Genomic DNA, 9,874 nt, shown 5'->3' with positions numbered 1-9,874 from the left:
CGTGGGTGAGCAGCAGGCGCAGCGACGGCTGTTCGTCGCGCAGCGCATCGACCAGCGCCTGGGGCGGCCCGGGTCTCGCCGAGCGACACGGCATGGATCCACACCGCGCCGGGCACCGCGGTCCCGGCATAGCGGCCGAAGCGCTCGCCGATGGCCTGGCGGTACGGCGGTTCGGCGCGCCCGCGCCACCACAGCCGCAGCGCGTAGACCGGGCTCAGCGCGCGCAACAGGCTGCCGTAGACGAAGCGCGCGAAGCCGGCCTTCACGTCCATGGCGGCCGCGAGGCGACGGCGCCGCTCAGTGCGCCGCCGCGGCGACCTGCGCGTCCGGCTTCACGGCGCGCAATGCGGCCATGAACTGCGCCTGGATGCGCTCCAGCGCCGCCGCCGTGTGGCCCTCGAAACGCAGCACCAGCACCGGCGTGGTGTTGGAGGCGCGCACCAGGCCGAAGCCATCCTTGAACTCGGCGCGCAGGCCATCGATGGTGATCACCTCGCTGGCGCCGGGGAACTTGGCCACTTCGCGCAGCCGGGCCACCACCTCGTGGTGCTCGCCCTCGGCGCAGGGCACGTTCAGCTCAGGCGTGCTGTAGCTGGTGGGCAGGGCGTTGAGCAGCTTGCTCGGGTCCTTGTGGCGCGACACGATCTCCAGCAGCCGCGCCGCGGTGTAGGTGGCATCGTCGAAGCCATACCAGCGCTCGCCGAAGAAGATGTGGCCGCTCATCTCGCCGGCCAGCGGTGCGCCACTCTCCTTGAGCTTTGCCTTGATCAGCGAGTGGCCGGTCTTCCACATCACCGGCTCGCCGCCGGCCTTGCGGATCGCCGCGACGAGGCGCTGCGAGCACTTGACGTCGAAGATGATCGGCGCGCCGGGGTGGCGCTGCAGGATGTCCTGCGCGTACAGCATCAATTGCCGGTCGGGGAAGATGTTCTGGCCATCGGCGGTCACGACGCCCAGGCGGTCGCCGTCGCCGTCGAAAGCCAGGCCGAGTTCGGCACCGGTCTCCTTCACGGTGCGGATCAGGTCCACCAGGTTCTCCGGCTTGGAGGGATCGGGATGGTGGTTCGGGAAGTCGCCGTCGACCTCGGAGTAGAGCTCGATCACCTCGCAGCCCAGCGCGCGCAGGATGCCGGGCGCCGACGCGCCGGGGATGCCGTTGCCGGAATCGACCACGATCTTCATCGGCCGGGCCAGCTTGCAGTCGTTGGTGATGCGGTGCCGGTACTCGGCGCCGATGTCCATCGCGGCCGAGCGGCCCTGGCCCTTCACGTAGTCCTCGGCCTCGATGCGCCGGCGCAGACCCTGGATGTCCTCGCCGTAGATCGCGCGGCCGCCCAGCACCATCTTGAAGCCGTTGTAGTCCTTCGGGTTGTGGCTGCCGGTGACCTGGATGCCGCTGCGGCAGCCGTGCTTTGCGCGCGTGGCGGCCACGTAATACAGCATCGGCGTGGTGACCGGCCCCAGGTCCACCACGTCGAGACCGGTCGAGGCCAGGCCACGGATCAGCGCGGCCGACAGCCCCGGCCCGGAAAGGCGCCCGTCCCTGCCGACCGCGACCGCCTTCTCGCCCAGCTTGCGCGCCTCGCTGCCGAACGCACGGCCGAGGTGCTCGGCGAACTGCTCGTCGATCGTCTTGCCGACGATGCCACGGATGTCATAGGCCTTGAAGATCGAAGCTGCAACTTGCATGCGGGGGTCCGTCCTGAATGAGAAGACTGAGGAGACCGGCGGATTGTAGGGACGCCCCCTGCTTCGGCCCGCCGGTCACCGGGTTTCCTCGCGCCGAGTGCGTCACGCCCGCCCAGCCTAAGATCGCGGGTCCGTCGCCGGCTGGCTGCTCAACGGGATCTCCGGCGACCTTTCCGTCCAAGCGCCCCATGCCACCTCGTTCGTTCGCCGCCCAGGCCCGGGCCGACACGCCGCTCGGCCCGATCACACTCGCAGCCACCGAGCGCGGCCTCGCGGGCCTCTGGTTCGACGGTCAGAAGCACCATCCCGGCACGATCGATGCGCCGGTCGACGCCGGCCAACGCTGGATCGTCCAGGCCCTCGATGAACTCGCCGACTACTGGCGCGACGGTTCGGCACCCTTCACGATCGCGCTGGATCCGCAGGGCACGCCGTTCCAGCAATCGGTGTGGGAGGCGCTTCGTGGCATCGCCGCGGGCCGCACGCTCAGCTACGGTGGCCTCGCGCAGCAGCTCGGCCGTGCGTCGGCGGTGCGGGCGGTGGGTGCGGCGATCGGCCGCAACCCGGTCGCGGTGATCGTGCCCTGCCACCGCGTGCTGGGCACGAGCGGCTCCCTCACCGGCTATGCCGGTGGCCTGGAGCGCAAGGCGGCGTTGCTGCGGCTTGAGGGCACCCTGCTGTGAAGCCGGCCGACGTCCTCGAGCTGTGCCTGCTGGCGGCGCTCTGGGGTGCCTCCTTCCTGTTCATGCGCCTGGGGGCCGGCGAATTCGGCCCGGTGGCGCTGGCCGGGCTGCGCGTGCTGGGGGCCACGCTGTTCCTGCTGCCGCTGCTGGCCGCCCGCCGGCAGCTGGGTGTGCTGCGTACACACTGGCGCGACATCTTCCTGGTGGGACTCGCCAACTCGGCTCTGCCCTTCCTGGCCTACAGCTATGCGGCGCTCGCCATCACCGCCGGCCTGTCGTCGATCTTCAACGCTACCACTCCGCTGTGGGGTGCGCTGATCGCCTGGCTGTGGCTCAAGGACCGGCTGACGCCATCGCGCGTGCTGGGCCTGCTGATCGGCTTCGGCGGCGTGCTGTGGCTGGCCTGGGACAAGGCCAGCTTCAAGCCGGGCGCCGATGGCACAAGCACCGGCTGGGCGGTCGTTGCCTGCCTGGGCGCGACCCTGCTCTACGGCTGGTCGGCCAGCTTCACCAAGAAGCGGCTCACCGGCGTGGCGCCGCTCGCCGTGGCCACCGGCAGCCAGGTGTCGGCGGCGCTCGTGCTCACGCTGCCGATGCTGTGGTTCTGGCCCACGCAGGCGCCCTCGGCCACGGCCTGGCTGGCGGTCGGCCTGCTGGCACTGGCCTGCACCGGCGTGGCTACGTGCTGTTCTTCCGCCTGATCGCCCGCATCGGCCCGTCCAACACGATCGCGGTGACCTTCCTGATTCCGGCGTTCGCTGTGCTGTGGGGCTGGATATTCCTGGCCGAGGGCATCACCACGGCGATGGTGATCGGCTGCGCGGTCATCCTGGTCGGCACGGCGCTCACGACCGGGTTGGTCACGTTGCCGCTTGGCCGACGCAAGACCGCCACGGAAGCGTGAGGGTCCGGGCCGACGGGCCCGGCTCAGTCGACCTCGATCAGCAGCGCCGGATCGAACGCCGGGTTCTCTACCTGACCGCGTGGCGCATAGCCACGCGGATTGGCGACCACCCGGGTCCGGCCGATCCGGTAGTCGAAGCTGTCGTGCACATGACCGTGCAGCCAGAGCTGCGGCTGCCAGCGCAGGATGCGCGCCTCCAGGTCGGAGACGAAGCAGGCGTTCAGCGGCGAGCCGGCGAACTTGTCCGCGATGCTGCCGCGCGAGGGCGCATGGTGGGTCACCACCACCGTCGGGCCGTCGTGCGGTTCGGCGAAGCGCGCCTCCAGCCAGTCGACGGCCGTGTCGAACAGCAGTTGCGACAGCGCGGGCGTGAAAAGCTGGTCGAACTCCGGTGCCACGCGAACGCGCGAGAAGTCTCGCACCAGTTCGGTCGCCTGTCGCACCCCGGCGTCACGCTCCACCACGGTAGCGAACAGGCGGTAGTCGGACCACAGCGTGCAGCCGAGGAAGCGCACGCCGCCGTGGTGCCACTCGTCGCGCTCCAGCACCCGCACCGCGCTGCCCTGCGCCTGCTCACGCAACTGCCGCAGCGTGGTCACGAGATCGCCGCCGTAGAACTCGTGGTTGCCCGCAACGAACAGCGTGGGCTGCGGAAACTGTCGAGCCCACGCGATGGCGCCGGCGGGCCGCGACACGTCGCCCGCCACCACCACCACGTCGGCCGGCGTCGACGGCACGTCCAGCGGCTGCACCGACAGGTGCAGGTCCGAGTAAAGCGCAAGCCTCATGCCGCGGCAGGCTCGTCCGACAGGCGAACCATCAGCTTGCCCTGGTTGCGGCCATCAAGCAGCATGTTGATGGCATCGGGCACGCGTTCGAGGCCTTCGACAACATGCGCGCGATGCTGCAGGCGGCCCTCTCCGGCCCACTGCAGCAGGTGCGCGTAGGCCTCCTTCGGGTCGTGCTCGGGATCAAGGATCACGAAACCCTGCATGCGCAGCCGCTTCAGCACCACCTGCACGATGTTGCGCGGACCCGGCACATCGTAGTCGTTGTAGGTCGAGATCATGCCGCAGCAAACGATGCGGCCGAAGTCGTTCATCTGCCCCAGAGCGAGCTCGAGGGTGTGCCCGCCGACGTTGTCGAAGTACACGTCGATGCCCTTCGAACAGGCTGCGGCCAGCGACGCGTCGAAGTCGGCGGCGCGGTAATCCACCGCGGCATCGAAGCCCAGCACCTCGGTCAGGTAGCGGCACTTCTCGGCGCCGCCCGCCACGCCGACGACGCGGCAGCCGAGGATGCGGCCGATCTGGCCGACCAGCGCGCCCACGGCACCGGCGGCGCCAGACACCAGCAAGGTCTCTCCGGCCTTCGCCGCGCCCACTTTGACGAGGCCGCAGTAGGCCGTCATGCCGATGTGACCGAGCAGGCTGAAATGAGCCGTGACCGGCAGCGGCGCGATGTCCGGCAAGACGAGCAGGTCCGAGCCATCGCTGATCACGCGTTGCTGGCAGCCGAACAGGCCCTGCACCAGCGTGCCCTGTGCGAAGCCAGGGTGCCGCGTGGCCTCGACCACGCCGATGCCGATGCCGCGGAACACCTCGCCGGGCTGGATCATCGGCAGGTAGTTGTCTGTCGGGTGCAGCCAGACGCGCATCGTCGGGTCGATCGACAGGTAGATCGTGCGCACCTGCACCTGGCCGTCCGCGAGCGGCGCGAGCGGCGCGTCGACGAGGCGGAAATCTTCGTCGCGGATGCGGCCTTCGGGATGGCGGGCGAGCAGCAGTTGGCGGTTGCCAGCGGTGGTCACGGTTAAGTCTCCTGGTTGTGGGTCGCCCCAATGGCGCGGTTGTGGCGAGGAGATCACAAGTTCCGGCGAAACGGAAGCGGTGGAAAGCCTCGGGCGGGCCTCGCCGACCAACTCCCGCTGCGACGACCACTGCATCGGAATCGCAAGAACTTCACACGCGTGGCCCGCGACGCCCTCGCTTCAGGGGGGCCCGCTTGCGCCCATGAACAGCCGGTCCCGTCTACGCTTACGGCGCAGGAGCAACCACTGAGCGCGGCGCCCCGCTGCCGCCCTGGAGTACATGAATGACGACGGTACAAAAGATCATCTGGGCTGAAACCTTCGCGCAGCAATGTCAGGCCCTCTCCGAAGGGCGCGGCAACTTCCACGGCTACCTCGATCTGGCCTATGAACTGCAGGCGCGTGAAGGCGCCAGCGACCCGGCGCTGGTGGCCCGGCGAGAGTTCGACCGGTTGCGCAGCATCGACTCCTGCCAGCGAGCGACGGCCACGTCGTGACCCGTTGACCCCGGCGCGCCGCCGCTGATCCGCGGCGCTCGTCGTCCCGGTATGTGCGAGCAGGGCGAGGTTCGATATGCGATCCGCCCGGTTGGCCGCACCAGCGGGCGCCGCGACGCTCCCGGCAACTCGTCGTGACAAGTTGCCGATGAACGCTTCTCGCGCCGCCAGATCCCCCGCTACCCTGGTCCGCCTGCCCGGCACACCGCTGCTTGCGCAGATCGAGCTGCAGGGCAAGGGCAGCTTCGCCGCCAAGCCCAAAGCTTGGTCGAATCGCTGTCTGCCACGGACTGTGAGGCGCTCAACCAGCTGCAGGCACTGCGATTTCGGCGCGCCGACGCCAGCGTCGCCGAGCGCTCAACCGCCGGGCGGGTCGTACTCGGGGCCGGAGGCCGGCAGCTCGCGCTTCAGGTAGCGCACCACCGACTCGGCGCGCGGACCGACTTGCTGGACGGCTCGACGCAACTGCGCGTGGTCGACGTCCAGCAAGCGACACCAATAGGCGACGTCGACGTCGCGCAAGAGGTCGATGCGCGCGGACGATGCGATCGAAGACGGGTTCGTTTCGACGACCATGCCTGCCTCCTTCGGAGCGATGACGAATCCATTATGAGACGGCACGGCTGCCGGGTGGAGGGCTTCCCCCTCTTCTCGCCGTGGCACGGTCAGACGGGCCGGCATATGCAAAGCCGCAAAGCGTCCTTGTCCACCGGGACCTCGCGGCTTAGGGTCGAGGGTTGTTCCGCGACTGCACTTCTCTCTCTCGCACACCAAACCAGAACCCCATGAAAGTCATCAGCATTCTCGGCAGTCCCTCGTTGCGTTCGCGCTCCGGCGCCCTGCTCCAGTTGGCGCAGGCCAGGCTGCAGCCTCACGCGACCACCACAGAGACGATCACGGTCCGCGACCTGCCCGGCCAGGCACTGCTGCACGCCGAATTCGCCGACACCGACATCCAGGCCGCGATCCGCAAGGTGCTGGAGGCGCAGGTCGTCCTCGTCGCCACCCCGATCTACAAGGCCGCCTACAGCGGCCTGCTGAAGAGCTTCCTCGACCTGTTGCCACAGGACGGACTGCGCGACAAGACCGTGCTGCCACTCGCCACGGGCGGGAGCGCAGCTCACCTGCTGGCTCTCGACTACGCGCTCAAGCCGGTGCTGTCGGCGCTGGGTGCTCGCGACATCCTCGACGCGGTCTACGCCAGCGATGCGCAGATCCCGAGCGTGGACGGCCGCTACGAGGTCGACGCAGAGATCGGCGTGCGCGTGGAACAGTCACTGCGCAGCGTCATCGAGCGCGCCGCGCAGTACGACGCGGAAGCTGAAGCCGCACGCGAGCGCGATGCTGTGTTGGCACGTGCACGCGGCACGCCCCAGCCGCCCTGGTTGAGCCACCGCGTGCGCTGGGCGGTGTGATAGAGCGCCCACAAAGCACAACGGGTTGCAACATCGCTGTTGCAACCCGTTGATTTTTTGGCGGAGTGGACGTCCGGGCCCTTAGGCCGTCACAGCGTCTCACTGCGTCCAAGATTTCACTCCGGACTTTGCGGGCAGGGCAAGCGACCACTTCTTAACGTCCCACGAAAACCCATCAAATCCGCGTCGCATCCGGGGGTTGTAGCGGGGGTCGTCGATTTGGGCGGAGAGCCCTGTAGGGCGGACCATCCCTCCGTCGAACTTCCGACCCCCGTCATGATGCCACACAGGGCGAGTCGGGCCCCACGCCAAGCCACCCTGTTGCCTGCTGCACTGGCGATTCTCAGGCAGCACTACGAGGCCCCTCCTGCTCTGCGGCATCCGTGACTTCAAGCTCCGGTTCACCTCCGGCATCCGCGGTTTCCTCGGTATCCGGCTGAACAACTGCGCACCAGGCCGCCCAGTCCTGCATCAGCGCGCGGCGACGCTCGAAGAGGTCCGAGCGCCGGTAGGCGTTCTCGACGGCGTTCCCCACGGTGTGCGCCAACGAAAGCTCGGCCAGTTCCTTCGGGTACTGGGTCATCTCAGCCGCCCAGTCCCTGAACGTCGAGCGGAACCCGTGCACAGTCAGATCCGCACGGTTCATCCGCCGCAACACCGTCAACATTGACATGCTCGACAGCATCTTGTCTTCCCTGGCCCCAGGGAAGACAAGCACCGGGTGCAGACCGCGGAGCTTCTTCAAGATGTCCAGCGCGGCATCGACCAGCGGGATGCGATGTTCCTTGCCGTTCTTCATCCGTTCTGGGGGAACGACCCAGACACGCGCTTTGAAGTCGATCTCGGTCCACTGCGCTCCAAGCACTTCACCGGTCCGGCAGGCGGTGAGGACAGTAAGTTCCAGGGCTCGGGCCCCGATGCCCTTCTGCAACCGCAATCCGTCGAAAAATGCACCGGTTTCCCGATACGGCAAGGCCGGGTGATGCCTCACCTTCTTGAGCTTCGCCGGCTTCGGCAGCAGTTCTTCCAAGTGACCATGCCACCGAGCCGGGTTCTCGCCTTCGCGATAGCCCTGTTTGGCAGCCCAAGACAAGACGCGCTCCATCCGTTCGCGGATCCGCGATGCGGTCTCCGTCTTCGTTTTCCAGATCGGCTGCAGCACCTTCAGGACCAAGGGGGTGTCAATGCGCCGAACGTGGAGCTTCCCGATGTGCGGCGAGACATACGTGCTCAGCGAGGTCTCCCACTGCTTCTGATGCTTCTCGTTCTTCCACGCTTCCTTGTGGCTCTTGATGTAGTCCGCCGCGCAGCGGTCGAAGTCGAGATTGCTCAGTTGTTCGACCTTGTTGGCGACAACGAGCGCATTGCGCACCTCGAGCGGGTCCTTGCCTCCGGCCAAACAGACCCGTGCGTCTCTCGCCTGCTCCCGCGCCTCGGCGAGGCTCACGGTATGCGTGGCACCCAAGCCCATGTAGCGCTCCTTGCCGTCTCGCTCGTACCGGAAGATCCAGCTTTTCACCAAGGCCTTCGTGATCTGAAGGTACAGGCCCTTGCCGTCGGCGTAGCGACCCGGCTTCGAGAGTCGGGCAACCTTGAGCGCCGTGAGCTTTTCTATTCCGCCAGCCATTTCTAATGTCCTCTCATGCTGTCGGGGACAACATTTCCCGATCCAGTGCACTCATGAAAACATCGGAAAGCGCGCCTTCAACCCCGCGGAAACTGGCCGCGAAAAACAACCTCTTCGAGCACACGCTGACGCGCGTTCAACGTCTCTCCCATATCGCGTCGAACATGGGGCATGGATGTTCCTCTGCAACATGAGCAGCGCCACGGCTAACCACCCAAAGATTGGCATAGACAAGGGTCGATTTCTGCAGCAGCGCTTTAGTCTTGGCGCTTTCCGCCTGCGATCCGAAGCTGTCCTATCAATTCGTGATTCATGGCTGGCGAGGGTTGAAGCCCGGCGTACGGACCCGGATGCTCACGTGAATGCGTCGAATGACCCAGGAAGAGAGACGCCAAAGGACGTAGCGTTTCGCGATTGGCCATTGCGAGACGATTTACCTGCCTGGCGATGCGGCAGATGGATCGATAGCCGCAGGTGCTGCACACCCCGACCGAAGCTGCGGGTCGAGGATTGATCCGTCCAGCCAGAATGGCCTCACGTCGCCTGACCAACGCGACCACGGCTTCTCCAGAGACCAGCCGAACGCGATGTTCCTCGCGCGCGCCGTCCGGCGTCTGGGTGACCACATAGCCGTGGTGTGCGACGAAGTGCCGGGTATTGCGCTCGAGCGCCAGCCTCTGCGCAGACAACTGAATCACATCCGACGGGAACACACGATTGACGCTACGGGTCTTAAGCTCCAAGAGCACGACCGGACCCGACGGCATCCGATACGCGCGATCGAGCCTGGTCGAGAGCCGCACCGGCTCCGACACATCGAACCGCTTCTCCAGGTAGATCAGTTCCGCATCCTTCAAGTCCGAAGGGCGACTGGCCCTCTCCATGCAATCAGCTAGCTCCGCGCGTCGACGCCGCAAGGCCACGATCATCCCGAGTGCCAGGGCGAGCGTCAGCAGCGCCCAAGCAGGCCAGTTGGTCGTCATCCGCCTTCTCCTGGCTCTCGGGCCCGATGTCTGCGACCAACAAGCCCGCACAGCACAGCGAGTGCAATGCGCGTGCAGAGCCCCACGAACCACCGGCCGAACGAAGCAAACGTGGGGCGGCGCCGGCGACTCGCTCCCTCTTTTGCAGCAAGCCCGTCGCGATGAAACCGTTCGTGCGCACGCAGGCCTCGCCGCATTGCCCGTCGTTGCGCCGACGTCCGCCGCGTGCCGTGGCGATGTGCCAGCAACACTCTTCGCTCGCACAC

General features: G+C 67.2%; 9 protein-coding genes and 2 pseudogenes. 4 read left to right on the top strand and 7 right to left on the bottom strand.

Translation table 11 applies throughout. From position 1 onward, the window contains the following. Positions 1–272: pseudogene (locus x551_RS01630) on the bottom strand (glycosyltransferase N-terminal domain-containing protein); the annotation flags it as partial. Positions 273–297: 25 nt separating this feature from the next. Continuing rightward, complete coding sequence (locus tag x551_RS01625) at positions 298–1,689, bottom strand: phosphomannomutase/phosphoglucomutase (RefSeq protein ID WP_011829734.1); 1,392 nt, start codon at positions 1,687–1,689, stop codon at positions 298–300. Positions 1,690–1,877: 188 nt separating this feature from the next. Between x551_RS01625 and x551_RS01620 the strand changes: the two genes are divergently transcribed. Both x551_RS01620 and x551_RS01615 read left to right on the top strand, forming a co-directional pair. Beyond that, entirely contained in the window at positions 1,878–2,372 is a 495-nt protein-coding gene (locus tag x551_RS01620; protein ID WP_011829735.1) for a methylated-DNA--[protein]-cysteine S-methyltransferase, read from the top strand. Continuing rightward, a pseudogene (locus tag x551_RS01615) lies at positions 2,369–3,276 on the top strand (DMT family transporter). Before x551_RS01620 ends, x551_RS01615 begins: the two are co-directional and overlap by 4 nt. A 23-nt stretch (positions 3,277–3,299) precedes the next feature. Here x551_RS01615 and x551_RS01610 read toward each other — a convergent pair. Both x551_RS01610 and x551_RS01605 read right to left on the bottom strand, forming a co-directional pair. Beyond that, positions 3,300–4,064, bottom strand: a complete 765-nt coding sequence (locus x551_RS01610) for a metallophosphoesterase (protein ID WP_036229095.1) — start codon at positions 4,062–4,064, stop codon at positions 3,300–3,302. Next, the gene (locus tag x551_RS01605) at positions 4,061–5,086 is read right to left on the bottom strand and encodes an NADP-dependent oxidoreductase (protein ID WP_036229094.1); all 1,026 of its coding nucleotides are present in this window, start codon (positions 5,084–5,086) and stop codon (positions 4,061–4,063) included. Before x551_RS01605 ends, x551_RS01610 begins: the two co-directional genes overlap by 4 nt. 284 nt (positions 5,087–5,370) lie before the next feature. On the opposite strand from x551_RS01605, the gene x551_RS01600 reads away from it, so the two are divergent. Then, positions 5,371–5,583, top strand: coding sequence for a hypothetical protein (locus x551_RS01600; protein ID WP_011829739.1), 213 nt, complete (start codon positions 5,371–5,373; stop codon positions 5,581–5,583). 357 nt (positions 5,584–5,940) lie between these two features. Here x551_RS01600 and x551_RS01595 read toward each other — a convergent pair whose 3' ends face one another. Beyond that, the gene (locus tag x551_RS01595; RefSeq protein WP_036229090.1) at positions 5,941–6,159 is read right to left on the bottom strand and encodes a DUF3606 domain-containing protein; all 219 of its coding nucleotides are present in this window, start codon (positions 6,157–6,159) and stop codon (positions 5,941–5,943) included. Between the two features lie 209 nt (positions 6,160–6,368). Here x551_RS01595 and ssuE point away from each other — a divergent pair, with 209 nt between their 5' ends. Beyond that, positions 6,369–6,998, top strand: coding sequence for an NADPH-dependent FMN reductase (gene ssuE, locus x551_RS01590; RefSeq protein WP_036247356.1), 630 nt, complete (start codon positions 6,369–6,371; stop codon positions 6,996–6,998). Positions 6,999–7,341: 343 nt separating this feature from the next. On the opposite strand, the gene x551_RS01585 is transcribed toward ssuE, so the two are convergent. Together x551_RS01585 and x551_RS01580 are read right to left on the bottom strand one after the other, a co-directional pair. Next, on the bottom strand, positions 7,342–8,625 hold the full coding sequence (locus tag x551_RS01585; RefSeq protein ID WP_081771169.1) for a site-specific integrase: 1,284 nt from the start codon (positions 8,623–8,625) through the stop codon (positions 7,342–7,344). Between the two features lie 257 nt (positions 8,626–8,882). Further along, positions 8,883–9,608: a PD-(D/E)XK nuclease family protein gene (locus tag x551_RS01580; RefSeq protein ID WP_051495483.1), complete on the bottom strand. Its 726-nt coding sequence runs from the start codon at positions 9,606–9,608 to the stop codon at positions 8,883–8,885. Positions 9,609–9,874 lie beyond the last annotated feature (266 nt).

This window comes from Methylibium sp. T29 (assembly GCF_000576205.1).
GTDB classification, from domain to species: Bacteria; Pseudomonadota; Gammaproteobacteria; order Burkholderiales; family Burkholderiaceae_C; genus Methylibium; species Methylibium petroleiphilum.
This window is presented reverse-complemented; position numbering and strand designations above follow the sequence as displayed.